We start from the raw sequence: 17,337 nt of genomic DNA, 5'->3' as shown, positions 1-17,337 counted from the left end.
CCCCGAACCAAATCCACCCCAACACCACCCAAAAACCCCGCAAACACCCGGAAAACAACCCCACCAACACCCCAAAAACCACCCCAACCCCCAAATCACCGCACAGTGAACCCCGTCACACCTCACGCCCGACGAAAAAGTGAGAAGTTCCGAAGACCCCTGGACGTAAGAGAGCACCTGGAAGGTAAGAGATGCGGGTCGTGCACCACCCGGAAAACCAGCAACGCTCCCGCACCGAGGTGAGAGAGCGTTGCTTGGAATGGGCCGGGAAGTGAGAGAGCGTCGGCCTGAAGACCCCGGGAAGTGAGAGAGCGTCGGCCTGAAGACTCCGGGAGGTGAGGGAGGGTCAGTGGCCCCCGTGGCCGGCGGCGCCTTCGGTCTTACGCATCATGGCGCCGAGGACTACTGCGGCTATGGCTATGACGGTCGCGGCCAGGAAGGCTGCGTGCATGCCGGCCACCAGTCCGGACGATGCGGAAACAACGGCGTAGATGGAGACGAGCAGCGCCGTGCCGGCCGCACCCGAAACCTGCTGGGCCGTGCTGATGATCGCTGAGCCGTGGGAGTAGAGGTGCGGGGGCAGCGGGTTCAGGCCAGTGGTGAACGCGGGCGTAAAGAGCAGTGCCAGGCCCAGGCTCAGGGTGACGTGGAGGGCAATGACCCACCCCAGGGCGCTGGCTTCATCCAGGCGGGAGAACTGCCAGAGGGTGAGGACCATGAGGATGGAACCTGAAAGAGTGAGGGGCAGGGGTCCGACTTTGTCGAAGATCCGCCCGATGACCGGGCCCAGCAAGCCCATGGCCAACCCGCCCGGCAGGAGCGCCAGCCCGGTTTCCAGTGGCTGCAGGTGAAGCGTGTTCTGCAGGTACAGCGGCAACAGGATCACGCCACCGAAGAGTGCCATCATCGCAACCACCATCAACAGCGTCGACACGGTGAACATGCGGAACTTGAAAGCACGGAGGTCCAGCAGAGGAGAGTCTGACTTCTGGAGCTTGAGCTGGCGGTAGACGAACAGCGCCAGGCAGAGGAGCCCGACCACCAAAGCGATGACAGGAACAATCCCGGCGTCTGCGCCACCGATCTGGCTCAGACCGTACACCAAGCCACCGAAGGCAGGCACGGTGAGTATCACGGAGAAGACGTCCAGGGTGGTCTTTCCACGCTCGCCCACGTTCGTGAGGTACTTGGCACCGATCGCGAAGGCAGCCAAAGCGACCGGCAGCACGAACACGAACATGAAGCGCCACGAGAAGTTGTCCAGGATGATTCCGGAGACCGTGGGGCCCATGGCCGGGGCCACCGAGATGGCGATGCTGACGTTACCCATGACGGCACCACGCTTGGACATGGGGACCAGGGTCAGGATGGTGGTCATCAGCAGCGGCAGCATGATGGCCGTTCCACCTGCCTGGACGATTCGCGCCAGCAGGAGCACAAGGAATCCTGGCGCCAAAGCGGCCAGCAAGGTGCCTCCACTGAACAGACCCATGGCCAGCATGAACGCCCCACGCGTACTCATCCGCTGCAGGATGAAACCGGTGGTGGGAATGACTACGGCCATGGTCAGCATGAAGCCAGTGGCCAGCCACTGCACCGTGGAGGCGCTCACCTGGAGATCCGTCATGAGGCGTTGCAGGGCGACGTTCATGATGGTCTCGTTGAGGATCACGACGAACGTGGCCACCAGCAAGGTCACGATGACGGTGACCGACTCGCGGGACATCTTTCCAGACGCTGGGGCCTGGGCTTCAGGAGCCTGCTGGTGCGGAGCCTCCGTGGCGGTGACACCGCCGGAGGTGGGCGCGCCGGATTCGGGCTTGCCGTTGGCGTCGGACGAGACGTCGGTAGACATGAGGATTCCCCAAGGTGTGGTTTTTGGTGGCCGGCGATCGATGCCGGTGAAGACTAGAACAGTCTAAGCGCCCACCGAATTCCCGTCAGTAGGAAATTTCCAAACGCTAGGAAAACAATGGTGCGTTGTCGATGAGCCGCACCGGACCTACCTTGGCTGCGATGATCGCCAAACCCTCGCCGCGGAACGGAGTCTCTTTGCAGTTCTCCGCCAGCGGTTCCAGCGTGGTGGGATCCACGACGTCGAAATAGTCCAGTTCCACCAGCGGCTGGGACTCGACAAGCTCGACGGCGGAGTCCAGGTCCAGCGGTTCGTGGGCGTTTGCGCGGGACTCGATAAGGCGCAGTGCCCGCGACAGCACCAGTGCAGCTTCGCGCTCTTCATCCGAAAGGAACCGGTTCCGGCTCGACAATGCCAGACCGTCCTCACTGCGGACGATGGGCACCGGGACGATCTCCACGGGGAAGTTCAGGTCCGCGACCATGCGCTTAACCAGAGCCAACTGCTGCGCGTCCTTCTGGCCAAAGTAAGCCCGGTAGGCCGCCGTCGTGCCGTCAGCTGAAGCCCCTCCGGGAAGTCCGTAGTGCAGCAGTTTGGCCACCACGGTGAGGGCACCGTCGAAGTGGCCGGGGCGCGAGGCGCCCTCCCATTTGTCGCCGAGCGGGCCGGAAGTAACCCGCACCAATGGCTGTCCGCCCGGGTACACCTCGTCAACTGAGGGCGCGAAGACCAGGTCAACGCCTTCTGCGTCGAGCAGGGCCAAGTCTGCGTCGAGCGTGCGGGGGTAACGGTCCAGATCAACGGCGTCACCGAACTGCAGCGGGTTCACAAAGATCGTGGCAACCACGACGTCGTTCTCGGCAACGGCGGTCCGGGCAAGAGCGGCGTGACCGGAGTGGAGGGCACCCATGGTGGGCACCAGTCCCTGCGAATTCCCGCCTTTGGCTGCCAGGAGCCTGGCGCTTTCGGCACGAAGCTGGGCCGCGGTGGTTACGAGTTTGATGGCCATGCTGTTCAGTTTCCTTCCAACGCCCCGGGCTCCTCGCCCAAAGCCTTGCTGATGTCGTTCAGTTGTTCCGGGCGCAGCAATCCGCGGTTCACTGCACGGCGCGCGGTAGCCTGCGCCATGGCCTGGTAGGCGGCAAGGACATCGCCGCCGGCGCCGCCGTCGTATTCCTTCAGCGCCTGGGCGTGCGCGGAAACGGTACCTACATCCCCACGCGCCACCGGTCCGGTCAACGCTGATTCGCCGGAGGCAAGTGCGTTCTCCAGGGTCGCGCGCAGCAACGGGCCCAGCATGGACTCAGGGTTTTCGACGCCGATCTCCCGCAGCATCTGCGACGCCTGCGCCACCAACGTCACCATGTGATTGGAGCTGTGCGCGAGGGAAGCGTGATAGAGCGTGCGATCACCTTCGGCAATGACCACCGGCTCGGCACCCATCTCCACTACCAGTGCCTGGGCGATCGGCAGCATCGCAGCGTCCGCGGTCACACCGAACGTGCAATCCATGAGGCGGGTCAGGTCCAGGCTCATGCCCGTGAAGGTCATAGCGGGGTGGAGGGCCAGCGGAATCGCGCCGGCCGCGCGGACCGGGTTGAGGATTCCGACGCCGAACCGGCCCGAGGTGTGCGCAACCAGTTGGCCGGGCTGCCAGGCGCCGAGCTTGGCCAGTCCCCCAACCAACTCACCCAGGGCATCGTCCGGGACGGCCAGCAGCACCAGCTCCGAGCGCTCCACGATGTCCTGGATTTCCAGGATCGGGACGCCGGGCAGCAGGTTTTCGGCACGCTCGCGGCTCGCCTCGGACACCGCGGAAACCCCGACGACGGCGTGCTCGGCGGCGCGCAAGGCCGCACCAAGCACTGCGCCCACCTTCCCGGCGCCAATGATCCCGACTCCGAGTCGTCCTGGCCTAGCCATCCTGGCGGTCCTCCTGTTGTAGTGGCGATGGGAATTGCTCTGAGTGCCCCAACTGTGGCTGCGCGGTGGCTGCGACTTCCGGGGCCTGCGGGGCTACCTGTGCCAGCCATTGTTCGCTGGTTTGCCGCTTCCGGGCCTCCCGGGCCCGCGCCGCCTGTTGGTCGAACAGTTCAACGGCTTGCTCTACCCCGGCTTGGAAAACCCTGGGCGAAACCGGTCCGGCCGTTGTGTGGAGCACCAGGTCGGCCACCCGGAAGCGCCGGGCCAAAGGGCCTTGATGCAGGGCCATCGACTGTGTCCGCTGATGCGGAACAACCACCAGCGTGCGCCACCAGCGGCCGGAGCGGATCAGCAGGGCGGTCCTGGTGGCGAAGAAACCATTGCGTCGCCAACCCAGTGGTGCCAGCAAGCGTGCTCGGCGCGGGGTCACCACGAAGCCGTCGTCGCTTGGGCCAGCCGAACGGCCTCCCGCGGCGAGCCCCGTCAACCCCGCAGTGAACACCCTTTCGGGATCGTCCACGCCAGGATCAGGCAGCACCAACGACATCATCCGCATGACGTCGGGCTTCAACCCAACGGGCAACAACATGGTCCGGGCAGCACCTTCGGTACCCGCGGCGCCGTAGCCGGCCACGTTGACGTGCATCCGGTACCAGCCGAAGATCCTCCAGATCGGGGGCTGGGCGACCATAACGGCCTGGATGCGACCGGGTGGGAGCGTCTGCGCCTGGGTGTCCAGCAACCCGTACCGAAGCCGGATGCCGTCCGGTGAGATCGCTGCAGTGAAGTTATAGCCCTTATTGAACGAACTCCAATACGCGGCTCCGATGCCCAGGATGGCGGGGATCAACGCCAGGTAAATTGCCTGGTTGTCCATGAGGACAGAAACACCCACCACGGCGGCCGCGCCCAGCAGGATACCCACGGTTTGCTCACTCAAAAGAAGGGACCCGATGAGCCGCCCCGGTGGTACCGACAACACCACATGCTCGGGCGCCTCAGGCACTTCCTCCCCGGCCGCTTCCGGGCCGCTGACCACGCCCGCCGCCCGTGCGAGGATGGTTGCGCGCAGTTGCTTGGCTTGGTCAAGCGGAAGGTACGCCAGCCGCACAGCCGACTCGCCGGCGTCGGCCACTTCGAACTTGAGTTCAGCGAGGCCGAAGATCCGCGCCAGCAGCGGCTGGACAATGTCAATGGCCTGGACGCGGTCCAGGCGGGCCTGTCGTTGCTGCTTAAAAAGGAAACCCGTGTTCACACGGACATAGCCCTCAGCCACTTGATAGCGCGTGAAGTACCAACTGAGGATAAAACCGCCAACGGTCAGCAGCAGGAGCACAGCTCCACCGGCAAGCAGCCACGGGGCCCGGCTGTTGAGGTTGGGATCCACGAATTCCCGGCCCTGCAGGACGCGCTCGAAAGCGTCACGGCCAAAGAAGTATCCGACGGCGGCCAGCGCCACCCAGCCGCGAACGAACGGCGACGCCGGGTGGACCCGCCGCCAGACGCCGTCGACGGTTTCATCCCGGAGGCTCACAGCCGCGTTTCCCTCCGGGCTCACAGCCCGGCCAGCCGGGCTTCTCCGCGGGCCGACAGTTGCTCGCGGAGTCGCGCGCCTTCCTCCGCCGGAAGTCCTGGCAAGTGCGCGTTGGTTCCGGCAGATGCGGTGTGAAGCTTCAACGTGCACAGCCCCAGGCTGCGCTCCACGGGCCCAACGGCGACGTCAACATATTGCATTCGGCCATAAGGGACCACCATGGTGCGCTGGAAGAAAATGCCGCGCCGAATAAGGAGGTCGTCGTCGCGTTCCGCATAGCCGATGGCACGCACCTGCCGCGGGATCAGCACCAGGCGCCACAGTGCCAGGACCAGCACGACCGCTGGAACCGTGACGGCAAGCCACAACGGCGGCCAGCGCCACCACCCAAGAAGCACACAAAGGAGCGGCAAACTGAGGATCACCAACAACAGCACATTGCCGATGGCCCACTCCACCAAGCGAACCGTGACGTACTTCGGCGAGACCCTGAGCCATTGGACGCCCGGAGGATCAATCGCCGCGGTAGGCATATTCGCCCTCACCCTTGGTCTCGCCGCGGCGCGTGTCCGGGCCGGGGGTGCCGCCCTCAAAGTCCTCCGGCGGTATCCGGCAGAACCGCTCAACCACGATCCCCACCACCACCATCGCCACTCCGCCGCCACCCATGAGCAAAGCGTTCCAGAGGATGCCCTCGCCGCTTCGGAGGCTGACCCTAAGGAGGTCAATCGAAATACCTGCGTGCCAACCCAGGAGGAGTGTCCCGGCATACGCGCAAGCCTGGGCCAGGATCAACGTCCTCGCAGCCAGGATCGGGTTCAGCATGTTCTTCTTCTTGCCGTTCCGCCAGCGCAACACCCGGATACCCATGATGAGGGTGAGCCCGGCGATGACGCCCATGGTGATCAGGGCAGATTCAGGAAGGACCGGCGTAGCCATGCTGAAACGGTTGGTAGCCATCGTAGCCAGCCAGGCAATGACGGCAGCGACAACGGCGATAAGCAGCAGGACGACGGGGCGCATTGCTTTCATGGCTACTCCAACGCGCCCGTGGCGGGCACGCCGGCGACGTCGCCGAAACCGTCAAACCGACGGATGTCCGGCATGTCGGCCGCGACGGCAGCCAGTTCAGCCACGCTCTTGCCGTTCAACCGGGCGTGGGGTTCCAGCAGGGACCACGGGTACAGCACGAAAGCACGCTCGGCTGCCCGCGGATGCGGGATGGTGAGGATGGGATCTTCGCTGACAAGGTCGCCGAAGACAATGATGTCCACGTCAAGGGTCCTGGGACCCCAACGTACTTCGCGGACACGGTGATGCTTCTGTTCCACGTCATGGCAATGCTTCAGGAGCTCCAACGGCGTGAGCGTCGTTTCGACCGCCATGACCATGTTCAGGAAATCGGGTTGGCCTTCCGGTCCGCCAACAGCCTTGGTCTGGACTACCGGGGACACCCCAAGCAACCTGACCTCGGGAGGATCCACGAGGTCCGCCACTGCGGTGGAGAGTGTGTCGTTCCGCTCGCCCAGATTGCTGCCCAGCGCCAGGATGGCCTTGATGTAGACAGACGTCATGATCGCTCCCTGTGGACGCTGACAGTGACGTCACCAAAAGGCACTTCGATAGGCGCCTTGGGCTTGTGGACGGTGACATCGACGGCCGCAACGGCGTAGTTCGCCAGGATGCCCTCGGCGATCCTGACGGCCAAGGCCTCGATCAGGTTCAGCGGTTCACCCTCGATGTGCTTGGTGATCAGCTCGGCAACTTCGCCGTAATGCGCCGTGTACTGCAGGTCATCAGTCTCGGCGGCCTTGGTGAAATCCGTGTGCAGGACTGCGTCCACCACGAAAGGCTGGCCGTCACGGCGCTCGAAATCGAACACCCCGTGATAACCGACGGCGGTGACGCCGGTCAGCGTGATCCTGTCCACAGCGTTTTCCAATCAGCGGGCGATACGGGCGGCGACCTTGACGGCGTCAAGGCTGGGACCGACGTCGTGAACGCGGACAGCCCAGGCGCCCTTGGTGGCGCTCAAAGCGGTGATGGCCGCCGTAGCGGCGTCACGTTCAAGAGGCGCAGCCGACTTGCCGGAGACAGTCAGGAGCGAACCGAGGAACCGCTTGCGGGAAGCAGCCACCATCACCTTGTGGCCGAGGCCGAAAAGCTTGTCGAGGTTCTTGAGGATCTCCCAGTTCTGGTCCTCGTTCTTGGAAAAACCAACGCCCGGATCGATGATGATCTGCTCCGGGGCAACGCCCGCTGCGTACAGCTTGTCGCGGACGCCGCTGAGCTCCGCCACGACATCGTCAACGACGTTGTCATAGTCCGTGAGGCTGTCCATGGTCAGGGCATCCCCACGGCGGTGCGTGAGGATGTAGGGAACCTTGGTGCGGGCCACGAGTTCGGGCATGTCCGGCTCGATGGTCAGGCCGGAAACGTCGTTGATGATCCCAGCGCCTGCCTCCACGGCTGCCGCGGCAGTGGACGTGTGCATCGTGTCGATGCTGACCAGCGCGCCAGCTTTGACCAGCGCCTCAATGACCGGGATAACGCGGCGCTGTTCCTCTTCGGGGGAAACCGGTTCCGCACCGGAGCGCGTCGATTCGCCTCCGACGTCGATGATGTCCGCACCCGCGTAGAACATACGCAAACCGAGGGCAATAGCCGTATCCGGCGTCCGGTGGGTGCCGCCGTCGCTGAAGGAATCCGGGGTGACGTTCAGGATTCCCATGACGAGCGTGCGGTCCGTTGGCAGGTCCTCGAACCTGGCCGCGGGCCGCGGCTTACGGAGAACCGGCAGCGGGCTTGTGGCCGGGCCGGTTCCGGGTGCTGCAGCGAGGGAGTCCATAATGCTTACCTTCCGAGTATGAGGCTCATGGCCTCGGCGCGGGTGGCCGGGTCATGGAGCTGACCGCGCACCGCGCTGGTGACGGTCTTCGCGCCGGGCTTGCGAATGCCGCGCATGGACATGCACATATGCTCGCATTCGACGACGACAATCGCCCCGCGCGGGTTCAGGTGGGTTACAAGGGCCTCAACGATCTGCGTAGTGAGCCGCTCCTGCACCTGGGGCCGGCGGGCATAGATATCCACCAGCCGCGCCAACTTGCTAAGCCCAGTGACCTTGCCGTCATGTGACGGAATATAACCGACATGCGCGACGCCGTGGAAAGGCACCAGATGGTGTTCGCACGTCGAGTAGAAGGGAATGTCCTTGACGAGGACAAGCTCCTCATGGTCGAGGTCGAAGGTAGTGGACAGCACCTCTTCCGGGTGCTGGTGAAGGCCCGCGAAGACCTCGGCGTAGGCCTTGGCCACGCGCTTTGGCGTGTCCTGGAGGCCCCCACGCTCGGGATCTTCCCCAATTGCAAGGAGAATCTCGCGAACCGCCGCTTCAATGCGCGGGCGATCCACTTTATGGCCGTGCTTGGAGCCCGCGGCAGAACCGTGGGCGGCGGCGAGGTCGTCGTCGTCGAAATGAGTCACAGCAGAAAGCTTAGCCGTGATGAGGGTTGTCAGGGCCGCCGTTGGGATTCGGCGCTTCAAAGGACTCCTGGCTGCTGACGCCCTGGGCGTGCGGGGCCACGACATCCAACGGCTCGTCCAGGCGGGCCTTCTTGGCTTCTTCCTGGGCCTCACGTTCCGCCTTCTCGGCACGGCTTTCGACCGGCGGGATCGACTGGACCGGGCGGGATTCCTTGGACAGCCAGATCTCGCGGAAATCGCGTTTCCGGATGTCGTGGAAGATCTCCGCGATCTCAGCCTGGTTCAGGGTTTCCCGTTCCAGCAGTTCCAGCGCCAGGCGATCCAGGACGTCGCGGTTTTCGGTGAGGATGGCGTAGGCCTCGTCGTGTGCCTGGTCGATCAGGCGACGAACTTCCTCATCCACCACGTAGGCGATCTGGTCCGAGAAGTTGCGCTCCTGTGCGGCATCGCGTCCGAGGAACGGCTCGCCGCCACCCTGGCCCAGCTTCACGGCACCAACGCGTTCGCTCATGCCGTACTGCGTGACCATCTTCCGGGCCGTGGACGTGGCCTTCTCAATGTCGTTGGAAGCACCAGTGGAGGGGTCGTGGAACACGATTTCCTCAGCAACACGGCCGCCCATGGCGTAGGCCATCTGGTCCAGCAGTTCGTTGCGGGTAACCGAGTACTTGTCGTCCTCGGGGATGACCATGGTGTAGCCGAGGGCGCGGCCACGGGGAAGGATGGTGATCTTGGTGACCGGGGCCGAGTTGCGCAATGCCGCAGCAACCAGCGCGTGGCCACCCTCGTGGTAAGCGGTGATCTTGCGCTCAAGTTCCTTCATGACACGGCTGCGCTTCTGCGGGCCGGCCATGACGCGGTCGATTGCCTCGTCCAGAGCACGGTCGTCGATCAGGTTGGCGTTGGAACGCGCGGTCAGCAGTGCGGCCTCGTTGAGCACGTTGGCCAGGTCAGCACCGGTGTAGCCGGGGGTTTTCTTGGCAACAGCTTTCAGGTCGATGCCCTGAGCCATGGGCTTGCCCTTGGCGTGGACGTTCAGGATCTGCTCGCGGCCGATCATGTCCGGGGCTTCCACGGTGATTTGGCGGTCGAAACGGCCCGGGCGCAGCAAGGCCGGGTCCAGGACGTCCGGACGGTTGGTGGCTGCGATGAGGATGACGTTGGTCTTGACGTCGAAGCCGTCCATCTCCACGAGGAGCTGGTTGAGCGTCTGCTCGCGCTCGTCATTACCGCCGCCGATGCCGGCGCCACGGTGGCGGCCCACAGCGTCGATTTCATCGACGAAGATGATAGCCGGAGAGCTTGCCTTGGCCTGCTCGAAAAGGTCGCGGACACGGGAAGCACCGACGCCGACGAACATTTCAACGAAGTCCGAGCCGGAAATGGAGAAGAAGGGAACACCGGCTTCACCAGCGACAGCACGAGCCAGCAGGGTCTTACCTGTACCTGGAGGGCCGTAGAGCAGCACACCCTTGGGGATCTTGGCGCCTACCGCCTGGAACTTAGCGGGCTCCTGGAGGAATTCCTTGATTTCCTGGAGCTCTTCCACGGCCTCGTCAGCACCGGCGACGTCGGAGAAAGTCACCTGCGGCATGTCCTTGTTGACCAGTTTGGCCTTGGACTTGCCGAACTGCATCACCTTGGAACCGCCGCCCTGCATGCGAGAAAGCAGGAACCAGAACAGGACACCCAGCAGCAGCACCGGGATGAGAAGCGAGAAAAGCCCGGAGAACCAATTGTTCTCGACCGGCTGGTCCGTGAAGCCTTTATCCGGGTTGGCGTTGGTGACAGCCTTCACCACATCAGGACCGCGATCCGTGACGTAGAAGAACTGGACGTTCTTGCCCTTGTCCTGGCCATCGAGGTTCAAGTTGTCCTTGAGTACCAGGTCAACACGATTCTCGGCGTCGAAAATCTTGGCCTGCTCAACCTTCCCGTTCTGGGAAAGGAGCTCAAGGCCTTCCTTGGTGTCAATGCGCGTGGAACCGCCCGGAGCAAGTGTCGCGAATGCCACCAGGAGCAAGCCTACGACGACAACAATCCAGATGCCCGGGCCCTTGAAGAAACTCTTAGCTTTCATCTGATCGGGGTTTTGCCCCGTCCCTCCTGGTAGTGCTGCAAGGCGCAACTTCTGCGCGCGAGTGGTGCTGCTTCAGTTTCAAGCTATACACCGTTCCCAGTAATTCACGCACCGGAAAGTCCAAAAGTTCCCTCTGGGCGTACATAGGATACTCGTGTCCTGTGCGACATGACAGGGTTTGCTGCTTACCAAACACGGGCGTGACCGGGGACCTAACCGTTGACCGCGGCCACCGGCAGGACCAGCAAGTAGCCTGCGGGCAACTGATTGCTCCACCGCCGCGGCTCGCGGACCACGAATTGGGTGGCCAACTGCCCGGGAGTGATCAGGCTGTTGGGTTCCGGCGATGGCCCCCACTGGCCACTCCCGTACGGATACAACGGATCCAGGACACGAACACCCGTGACGGAGAAGTCCGCGAATACCCGAGGATCCCCCACGGATTCGAACCCACTCATCACCCAGGCATGACGGCCACTCCACATCACCAAGCCCACGGGTCGGCCGGTTTCGGTGATCGCCCGCGCCGCAGTCCGGAGTGCGTCGTCGTAATTGGCGACGCTCACTACTTTGTAGGGACCCATTCCAACCTCGGTGAGTACCAGCGCCCAGCCGAAGGGGTTTGCGCCGTTGAACGAATCCGATGACCTCGCCCTGGCCATTTCCCACAACTCGCCTTGCTGCGCAGAAGCGGCCCAGGTTCCACCACCGGTGTCGTCCACCAGGTTGTGGGCCATCTGGATGCTCGCGGCAACGCACCAGTCAAACGTGTATTGCGGCACAAAGTCGCCCTCGCGGAACAGGTTCAGCGCGAACGGCTGAGGCACCGGAGGCGGGGCCGAGACAGCGGCCGGGGTTGTGGGCGCGGCCTGCGGCGGGGTGGTGGGCTGCGAATCGCCCGGGAGCGGCGACGACGGTGTCGGCGCGGCCTCCGGCGGGGTTACTGTGATGGATGCCTGCGGCTGAGCGGAGACGATTTCCCCGGCACCGGAAGAAGGAGTGCATCCCGTAAGGACGGTCGCCACGACGACGAGCCAAAGGAATGGACGGGCGGGGGCACCGGTCATAGTCCAGTTTAGCTCCGGGTAGGGCCGCGATTCGAGGCCGGGGGCGTCCCAACCGAACGCACGTCACCGCAAGCGCACACGGTGCCGCCGGGCGCACCCCTTAAGCGCACACGCCGCACCCCTTCCCGCCCAGCGCACCAGGGGTTGTGGGTGCGGGAAGCGGCAAGTGGTGCGGCGTTGTGAAAGCGGGGTGCGGCGCTGCCTACTCGTAGACGTGCGGAGCCAGGGTGCCGACGAAGTCCAGGTTGCGGTACTTCTCGGCGTAGTCGAGGCCGTAGCCCACGACGAATTCGTTGGGGATGTCGTAGCCGACGTACTTGACGTCGATTTCCACCTTGGCTGCGGTCGGCTTACGGAATGCCGTGCAGATCTCGACGCTGGCCGTGCCACGGGATTCGAGGTTGGACTTGAGCCACGAAAGGGTCAGGCCGGAATCGATGATGTCCTCGACGATCAGGACATCCTTGCCCATGAGGTCGGTGTCCAGGTCCTTGAGGATCCGGACAACACCTGACGATTGCGTTCCCGAACCGTACGAAGAGACCGCCATCCAGTCCATGCTGACGTGGCTGTGCAGCGCGCGTGCCAGGTCAGCCATGACCATCACCGCACCCTTGAGAACACCGACGACAAGGATGTCGCGGCCCTCGTAGTCCTTGTCGATCTGCGCTGCGAGTTCCGCGATGCGTGTTTGGATCTGCTCTTTGGTGTAAAGAACGTGCTTGAGATCTGCCTGGACGTCGTTTGAATCCACCAATGGCTCCTGTTTTGATGCTCGGGTGCGGCTACTGTTGGGACGATTTCTGATGCCGGAATACTAGCTTCCCACAGCGCGCGGCATCGCGGGGACCGACGCCGGTCGAATCCTGGCTTGCGGAGGCGGTCGCGGGCAGCGGCGCAGCAGTCGCCGAACCTGGAAGGTCCCACCGCTGCTGTTCCAGATCGCTGAGGGATAAACGGAATACGCTGACGTGACCGGGGAGTTCCACCGGCCCGGCCGATCCCTGCCGCCGAAGCAGCGCTTCCGCGGCTTGGAGCCGCCCGTAGCCGGGCTGCTGGCCCCCGACGTCGGAGGCAGCCTTCGCAATGACGCGGAACCTCAGGGCCGCGGGCAGCTCCCGGACGGCGTCCTCGGGCAACCAGGCGTCCCCATCCTCGCGCCGGACAAGTGAGAGATAGGTCTCGTTGGCCAGGTCCTCAAGGAAATCGGCGTCCTGCTGAAGGATGGCCGCGGTCCGGGCAAGGGACTGGGCCACTCCCGGTCCGAGCTTCTCTTCCAGGACAGGCATGACTTCCACCCGGGTCCGGGATCGCGCAAATGCGGGATCGGCGTTGCTCGGATCATGCCAAGGATGCAGTTCTTCGACCTCGCAGATCTCCAACGTCTCTTCGCGCCGAAGACCGAGGAAGGGCCGCAGCAGGCGCCCGCGGGCGGGCCTCATACCTGCCAGGGATCGGGTGCCGGAACCGCGGGCAAGCCCCAGAAGCACCTGTTCGGCTTGGTCGTCCAAAGTGTGGCCCAGGAGGATCGCCTCACAGCGAAGGTCATCAGCGGCGGCGTCGAGGGCTGCGTGACGGGCGTCCCGGGCGGCGGCTTCGGGCCCAAACCCGGTGGCAGCAACGTCCACGGTGCGCACTTCCACCGGGGCGAGACCCAACTCACGCAACACCGATGCAGTCCGGGCAGCGACGTCAGCCGAGCCGGGCTGCAGCTGGTGGTCCACCACCACCCCCGCTACTGACACCGGATGCCCATCCACGTGCCCACGCCTGGCAAAGTACGCGGCAACGGCTGCGAGCGCCAAGGAATCCGGGCCTCCGCTGCATGCCACAAGCACACGTGACGGATAGCCTGCGGCGGCGAGGGCGTTTTGCAACTGCTTGCGTGCCTTGCCGACGACCGGCGCTAAACGCCCTGGCCGCCGTCGTCCCCTACTCAAAGCCCCATCCGCTCCAGCCACAGTTTGGAGTTATGGATTTCCTCTTCCGTGGGGAGATGCTCGGCGGCGTCCCAAACCTTGTTGAAGCCTTCCATCCCGGCCACGGCAACGACTTCGCGGACGAACTTGGCGCCGTCCGTGTATTGCCGCATCTTGGCGTCCAGGCCGAGGAGGTTGCGGATGAATTTCTCCACCACGCCCCGTTCCTTGCCGCGCTCGTTGAAGCGCTGGCGGATGGTACGCACGGACGGAACGATGCTGGCGTCCACGGCGTCCATCACCACGTTGGCGTGACCCTCAAGGAGGCTCATCACGGCGGTGATGTGGGAGAGGGAGGCCTTTTCCTCGGGGTTCTGGAGCAGGTCCAGGATGGCCCCGCGGCCGGGCACCTTGTCTGAGGGATTGCGGTCGCGCAGGGACTTGGCGATGGCGCCTGCCCGGTCAACCAAGGAATCCATGTTGCCCAGCAGGTTGCCGCTGAGCTTTTCGATCTCATCCAGCATGTGATGCCGGAGCCACGGCGCGGCGGCAAACTGCACACGGTGGGTTTGCTCATGGAGGCAGACCCAGAGCCGGAAATCGTCGGGGTGGACGTTGAGTTCGCGCTCCACGGAGATGATGTTGGGCGCCACCAGGAGGAGCCGGCCGCCCGGAGGAACGTTGGCGCCCGGTGCAAGGGCCGCGAAGGGGTCGTACTGTCCCAGGACCTTGCTGGAGAGGAAGGCGAGGACGGCCCCGAGCTGGGTGCCGGTGATGGCACCGCTGGCGGCTGCGGCTGCAGGGGTCATTGCCACGCTGCCGCGGCTTTCCACCATCTTCTGCAGCGCAGGTTGGAGCATCACCGCGAAGCTCTGCGTGTTGGCCTTGGACCAGGAGGCACGATCCACCACCAGGACATGGGAATCACGCAGGTCCCTCGCGGCATCCAGGCCCGTGATGTCGTGCACGTGGGGGACGGAGATGTCCGCGTTGAACCGCAGGTTATCCACCGCCTTGCCGATCTCCCCTGCACTGAGCTCAGGACCTGGAGGGGCAAGCCGGGCAGCCGTAGAGGCGGCCAGGTCCCAATTGATCAGGGACGGGGCCCCTGCTGACGAGTCGCGGGCAGATGACACCATACGGACCATCACACCACACGTGACTGGCAATGAGCCGTTAAGTTCGCTGGACGCGGAGCTTCAACTGCGGCAGCCGCACGAGGCCAGACCGGACGCTGCCCGGTCCATGGCCACCTTGTTTCCGGCGGCACCGGGTTCGAGTCCGTTGCCGATGAACGAGAACACCAGCAGCCGGCCATCGGCGTCAACCACATAACCGCTCAGTGCGATCACTGAATTCAACGTCCCGGTCTTGGCACGGACCAGGCCAGCACCTTCGGCCGTGCTGGCATCCACGTACCTGTTATCCAGGGTGCCTGTCAGTCCAGCTACCGGGAAACCGTCCAGTGCCGTGCGGAGGGAAAGGTCCGGGCCGCTGGTGATTGCACGGACAACCTCGACGAACTGCCGGGCGCTGACCTGGTTTTCCAACGCAAGGCCCGATACGTCGGCCAACTGCGTCGAATCCGTGGCGATCCCCAACTCCGCCAGCCTTTGCCGCACGGCCGCAGTGGCGCCGTCGTACGTGGCTTCCTTGCCGGACGCGGCTGCGGTCATCCGGCCCAAGGCTTCGGCGAGGAAGTTATCCGAGGTCTCCAGCATGAGGTCGACCTGTTCGCTGACGGTGGCCGACTCAGCTGCGGCCAGCACCTTGGTGGGGAGGCCCTTGCCGCGTTCAACGCCGGGACCCACCGCCACGCCGGCAGCCGCCAACTGCTCGGCGAAGGCCTGGGCGGTGGTGACCGCGGAATCCTGGGGGCGGGGCCCGCTCATCACAGTCGGCGAGTATCGGCCCGAATTCAACGCCAGCGAAAACAGGGGTGCCGTCTCGCCGGCGGCAACGTCGTCAAGGCTCCAAGCCGGATTGAGGGGGGCACCGCTGAACAGGGTGTCGTCCACCTGGACTGTGACTGGCCCTTTGACTCCGGCGGCCGTCAACGCGGTGGCCGTATCTGCGGCCAGGGATGCCAGGCCGGCCCTGCCCATGACGGCGTTGGGATCGGAGGGGGAAGCACCCAGCAGCACGTCCCCTCCCCCCGTCAGTACAACCGTGGAGGGATTGTCGGATCCAAGCACGCGGGTGGTGAAGCGCGTGTCCGGGCCCAGGGCTTTCAGGGCTGCGACGGCGGTCAGCAGCTTCATGTTCGACGCCGGGATCCGGTTGGCTGAGGCGTCGCGGTCAAAGAGGACTTTGCCGGTGGAAGCGTCCATGACCACGCCGCTGATGGTGCCCGCACCGTCCGGTTTCAGCGTGGCATCGAGGAGTGCCGTGACTTCGGCGGATGCCGGAAGCGGGGCGTTTGCGTCGAGGGGAAGGACCCCACTGGCCTTGGAAAGGTGGTCGGGTTCCTGCTGCCAGGCGGGTACTGAGGCTGCTGGTTTGGGCAGTGAAAGCAGCCCGGGCATCATCCCGGCCACCACCACGGCAGCCAGGCACAGCAAAACGGTGGCCAACAGCACCGGCCATTTCAAGCGCCCCCACGCCGTGGATAACCCTGAGCGGGCATCCCCGTTTTTAACGCCCATCATGGAAGTTGCTTGGTCCTGTCAGTCCTGAAATGTCCCCGCCGGTTCAAGAAACCCGGGCCTCTCGCTATATCCTCAATAGTAGTCGGCAGCACCGGCTGCTATTTTTGCCTGCCGCCAGCCCCGGGCTGAGCAGCCTGCCTGAGGCACCGTCACCCGTGACGGCCGCTTCGGCGGAGCGACGCCCCACCCACACCCGTCAAGGAGCATTCCATGAAGCACGACGTGACCATCGAGATCCCCAAGGGATCGCGCGTCAAGTACGAAGTTGACCACGAAACCGGCCGTGTCCGCCTGGACCGCGTCCTGTTCACCTCCATGCAGTACCCCACGCACTACGGTTTCTTCGAGAACACGCTGGGCGAAGACGGCGATCCCTTGGACGCACTGGTGCTCCTCCAGGACTTCGACCTCCACCCGGGCGTCATCGTTGAGTCCCGCCCCATCGGTGTCTTCAACATGACTGACGACGGCGGCGGAGATGCCAAGGTCCTTTGCGTTCCCGTTGACGCACGCTTCGACCACATCCAGGAAGTCAGCGATGTCAGCGAATTCCTGATCAAGGAAATCGAGCACTTCTTCACGCGCTACAAGGACCTGGAGCCCGGCAAGTGGGTCAAGGCTGAGGGCTGGGGCGACCGCGCCGCCGCCGAAGCCGAGCTGGAAGCTTCCATCAAGCGCTACGTTCCGGCTGCGGGACACTGATTTAACGCTCGACGGCGGCTGGTGCGGTTCCCCGTGAACCCCACCAGCCGCCGTCGTTCTTTAAGCAACGATGGGCAGCGCTCCCCATCGCGACATGCCGCTGGTCCCCCTAGGCTGGGACGA

At 64.3% G+C, this 17,337-nt stretch carries 17 protein-coding genes; 1 reads left to right on the top strand and 16 read right to left on the bottom strand.

The window, feature by feature from the left end:
- Positions 1-346 precede the first annotated feature (346 nt).
- The 16 genes from J2Y68_RS11915 to dacB form a co-directional block, all read right to left on the bottom strand.
- A complete protein-coding gene (locus tag J2Y68_RS11915; RefSeq protein WP_309993645.1) occupies positions 347-1,855 on the bottom strand; it encodes a DHA2 family efflux MFS transporter permease subunit in 1,509 nt (502 codons plus the stop codon).
- Between the two features lie 106 nt (positions 1,856-1,961).
- On the bottom strand, positions 1,962-2,864 hold the full coding sequence (gene panC / locus J2Y68_RS11910; RefSeq protein ID WP_309993642.1) for a pantoate--beta-alanine ligase: 903 nt from the start codon (positions 2,862-2,864) through the stop codon (positions 1,962-1,964).
- Positions 2,865-2,869: 5 nt separating this feature from the next.
- The gene (locus J2Y68_RS11905) at positions 2,870-3,778 is read right to left on the bottom strand and encodes a Rossmann-like and DUF2520 domain-containing protein (protein WP_211710447.1); all 909 of its coding nucleotides are present in this window, start codon (positions 3,776-3,778) and stop codon (positions 2,870-2,872) included.
- Positions 3,771-5,336, bottom strand: coding sequence for a PH domain-containing protein (locus J2Y68_RS11900; protein ID WP_397334965.1), 1,566 nt, complete (start codon positions 5,334-5,336; stop codon positions 3,771-3,773). Before J2Y68_RS11900 ends, J2Y68_RS11905 begins: the two co-directional genes overlap by 8 nt.
- On the bottom strand, positions 5,333-5,845 hold the full coding sequence (locus J2Y68_RS11895) for a PH domain-containing protein (RefSeq protein ID WP_309993636.1): 513 nt from the start codon (positions 5,843-5,845) through the stop codon (positions 5,333-5,335). Before J2Y68_RS11895 ends, J2Y68_RS11900 begins: the two co-directional genes overlap by 4 nt.
- Positions 5,826-6,344: a DUF3180 domain-containing protein gene (locus J2Y68_RS11890; protein ID WP_211710444.1), complete on the bottom strand. Its 519-nt coding sequence runs from the start codon at positions 6,342-6,344 to the stop codon at positions 5,826-5,828. The genes J2Y68_RS11895 and J2Y68_RS11890 overlap by 20 nt, the downstream gene beginning before the upstream one ends.
- A 2-nt stretch (positions 6,345-6,346) precedes the next feature.
- Positions 6,347-6,886, bottom strand: coding sequence for a 2-amino-4-hydroxy-6-hydroxymethyldihydropteridine diphosphokinase (gene folK, locus J2Y68_RS11885; protein WP_309993634.1), 540 nt, complete (start codon positions 6,884-6,886; stop codon positions 6,347-6,349).
- Positions 6,883-7,242: a dihydroneopterin aldolase gene (folB, locus tag J2Y68_RS11880; RefSeq protein ID WP_309993632.1), complete on the bottom strand. Its 360-nt coding sequence runs from the start codon at positions 7,240-7,242 to the stop codon at positions 6,883-6,885. Before folB ends, folK begins: the two co-directional genes overlap by 4 nt.
- Positions 7,243-7,254: 12 nt before the next feature.
- Positions 7,255-8,160: a dihydropteroate synthase gene (gene folP, locus J2Y68_RS11875; protein ID WP_309993630.1), complete on the bottom strand. Its 906-nt coding sequence runs from the start codon at positions 8,158-8,160 to the stop codon at positions 7,255-7,257.
- A 5-nt stretch (positions 8,161-8,165) separates the two neighbouring features.
- Entirely contained in the window at positions 8,166-8,798 is a 633-nt protein-coding gene (gene folE / locus J2Y68_RS11870; protein WP_211710440.1) for a GTP cyclohydrolase I FolE, read from the bottom strand.
- 10 nt (positions 8,799-8,808) lie between these two features.
- Positions 8,809-10,878: an ATP-dependent zinc metalloprotease FtsH gene (gene ftsH / locus J2Y68_RS11865; RefSeq protein WP_309993627.1), complete on the bottom strand. Its 2,070-nt coding sequence runs from the start codon at positions 10,876-10,878 to the stop codon at positions 8,809-8,811.
- 212 nt (positions 10,879-11,090) lie between these two features.
- Entirely contained in the window at positions 11,091-11,945 is an 855-nt protein-coding gene (locus J2Y68_RS11860; RefSeq protein WP_309993624.1) for a hypothetical protein, read from the bottom strand.
- 202 nt (positions 11,946-12,147) lie between these two features.
- The gene (gene hpt / locus J2Y68_RS11855; RefSeq protein WP_026540856.1) at positions 12,148-12,699 is read right to left on the bottom strand and encodes a hypoxanthine phosphoribosyltransferase; all 552 of its coding nucleotides are present in this window, start codon (positions 12,697-12,699) and stop codon (positions 12,148-12,150) included.
- A gap of 31 nt (positions 12,700-12,730) precedes the next feature.
- Complete coding sequence (tilS, locus tag J2Y68_RS11850; RefSeq protein WP_309993621.1) at positions 12,731-13,822, bottom strand: tRNA lysidine(34) synthetase TilS; 1,092 nt, start codon at positions 13,820-13,822, stop codon at positions 12,731-12,733.
- Positions 13,823-13,881: 59 nt separating this feature from the next.
- Positions 13,882-15,003 (bottom strand): zinc-dependent metalloprotease, encoded by a 1,122-nt coding sequence (locus tag J2Y68_RS11845; RefSeq protein ID WP_309993675.1) that lies wholly within the window; start codon positions 15,001-15,003, stop codon positions 13,882-13,884.
- A 60-nt stretch (positions 15,004-15,063) separates the two neighbouring features.
- Positions 15,064-16,509, bottom strand: coding sequence for a D-alanyl-D-alanine carboxypeptidase/D-alanyl-D-alanine endopeptidase (gene dacB / locus J2Y68_RS11840; protein ID WP_309993674.1), 1,446 nt, complete (start codon positions 16,507-16,509; stop codon positions 15,064-15,066).
- 213 nt (positions 16,510-16,722) lie between these two features.
- Here dacB and J2Y68_RS11835 point away from each other — a divergent pair, with 213 nt between their 5' ends.
- Positions 16,723-17,214, top strand: coding sequence for an inorganic diphosphatase (locus J2Y68_RS11835; RefSeq protein ID WP_039239147.1), 492 nt, complete (start codon positions 16,723-16,725; stop codon positions 17,212-17,214).
- The last annotated feature ends 123 nt before the right edge of the window (positions 17,215-17,337 follow it).

Origin of the sequence: Paenarthrobacter nitroguajacolicus (assembly GCF_031455195.1) — a bacterium.
GTDB classification, from domain to species: domain Bacteria; phylum Actinomycetota; class Actinomycetes; order Actinomycetales; family Micrococcaceae; genus Arthrobacter; species Arthrobacter nitroguajacolicus_D.
Note: the sequence above shows the minus strand (reverse complement) of the source record. Positions and strands in the feature narration are given on the sequence as shown.

Bases quoted from the DNA above. Each gene is read 5' to 3' on its own strand.
- J2Y68_RS11895 (WP_309993636.1), bottom strand. From the start codon at position 5,845: ATGCCTACCGCGGCGATTGATCCTCCGGGCGTCCAATGGCTCAGGGTC.
- J2Y68_RS11905 (WP_211710447.1), bottom strand. From the start codon at position 3,778: ATGGCTAGGCCAGGACGACTCGGAGTCGGGATCATTGGCGCCGGGAAG.
- dacB (WP_309993674.1), bottom strand. From the start codon at position 16,509: ATGGGCGTTAAAAACGGGGATGCCCGCTCAGGGTTATCCACGGCGTGG.
- J2Y68_RS11860 (WP_309993624.1), bottom strand. From the start codon at position 11,945: ATGACCGGTGCCCCCGCCCGTCCATTCCTTTGGCTCGTCGTCGTGGCG.
- J2Y68_RS11890 (WP_211710444.1), bottom strand. From the start codon at position 6,344: ATGAAAGCAATGCGCCCCGTCGTCCTGCTGCTTATCGCCGTTGTCGCT.
- folK (WP_309993634.1), bottom strand. From the start codon at position 6,886: ATGACGTCTGTCTACATCAAGGCCATCCTGGCGCTGGGCAGCAATCTG.
- ftsH (WP_309993627.1), bottom strand. From the start codon at position 10,878: ATGAAAGCTAAGAGTTTCTTCAAGGGCCCGGGCATCTGGATTGTTGTC.
- J2Y68_RS11845 (WP_309993675.1), bottom strand. From the start codon at position 15,003: ATGGTGTCATCTGCCCGCGACTCGTCAGCAGGGGCCCCGTCCCTGATC.
- folP (WP_309993630.1), bottom strand. From the start codon at position 8,160: ATGGACTCCCTCGCTGCAGCACCCGGAACCGGCCCGGCCACAAGCCCG.
- J2Y68_RS11915 (WP_309993645.1), bottom strand. From the start codon at position 1,855: ATGTCTACCGACGTCTCGTCCGACGCCAACGGCAAGCCCGAATCCGGC.
- J2Y68_RS11835 (WP_039239147.1), top strand. From the start codon at position 16,723: ATGAAGCACGACGTGACCATCGAGATCCCCAAGGGATCGCGCGTCAAG.
- panC (WP_309993642.1), bottom strand. From the start codon at position 2,864: ATGGCCATCAAACTCGTAACCACCGCGGCCCAGCTTCGTGCCGAAAGC.